Genomic DNA, 924 nt, shown 5'->3' with positions numbered 1-924 from the left:
CTCCATGGCGGAGGTCGTCGCCATCATGACCGGCGCACTCACCGTCGACGCGGCCGGAGATACCGTCGTAGCGGATTCCGAGGCCGCGAAGGCCGCCGGAGTACAGGCCACCTGACAGCGCAACCCCGCTCCCGCATGTTCCGGCCGAGGCCGCGGCCCGGAACCGGGAGCATCCAGGAGACGGTTTACTCCATGGCAGCGAGCCGCAGACCCACCTTGGCCGACGTCGCCAGAGAAGTGGGTGTCAGCGCCAAGACGGTCTCCCGGGTCCTCAACGAGGACGGGCCCGTCTCGGCCCGGACCCGGGAGCACGTACTCGCCGCGGTCGCCGAGCTGGGCTTCCAGCCGAACCTGATGGCCCGCAACATCCGCGTCGGCGGTCCGGACACGACCATAGGGCTGGTCATCCCCGACCTGGCCAACCCCTTCTTCGGAGCCGTGGCCCGCGGGATCGAGGACACGGTCCGGGACCGCGGACTGACGCTGCTCATGGGCTCGTCCGCGGACGACGCCGAGCGCGAACGCGCCCTGACGGCCCAGTTCCTCGCCCGGCGCGTCAGCATCCTGATCGTCGTGCCGTCCGTCGGCGCCGACCACTCCGACCTCAAGTCGCACCGCACGGCGGGGCTGCCCGTCGTCTTCCTCGACCGGCCCGGGGTCGGCATGTCCACGGACAGCGTCGTCAGCTCCAACCGTGCGGGGGCCCAGGAGGGCGTCGCGCACCTGATCGCCCACGGGCACCGCCGCATCGGGTTCGTCGGCGACCTGCCGGTGAAGCTGTACACCCGCCGCGAACGCCTCGCCGGATACCGGGCCGCCCTGCGGGAAGCCGACATCCCCTACGACCGCTCGCTGGTCGTCAGCGCGCACGATCAGCAGGGGGCGGAGGCCGTGACGGCGCAACTCCTCGAACGGCCCGATCCC

General features: G+C 71.8%; 1 protein-coding gene and 1 pseudogene. Both read left to right on the top strand.

Annotated features, from left to right (window positions below):
• Positions 1-115 (top strand): annotated as a pseudogene (locus GTY47_RS03550) (sugar ABC transporter ATP-binding protein); the annotation flags it as partial.
• Positions 116-192: 77 nt separating this feature from the next.
• Positions 193-924: LacI family DNA-binding transcriptional regulator (locus tag GTY47_RS03545; protein WP_040902951.1), on the top strand; the 732-nt coding region annotated here is incomplete at its 3' end.

This window comes from Streptomyces sp. SID5464 (assembly GCF_009862985.1).
In the GTDB taxonomy this organism is placed as follows: domain Bacteria; phylum Actinomycetota; class Actinomycetes; order Streptomycetales; family Streptomycetaceae; genus Streptomyces; species Streptomyces chartreusis_D.
The sequence above is the reverse complement of the archived record's forward strand: the minus strand, read 5'-3'. Positions and strand labels throughout refer to the sequence as shown.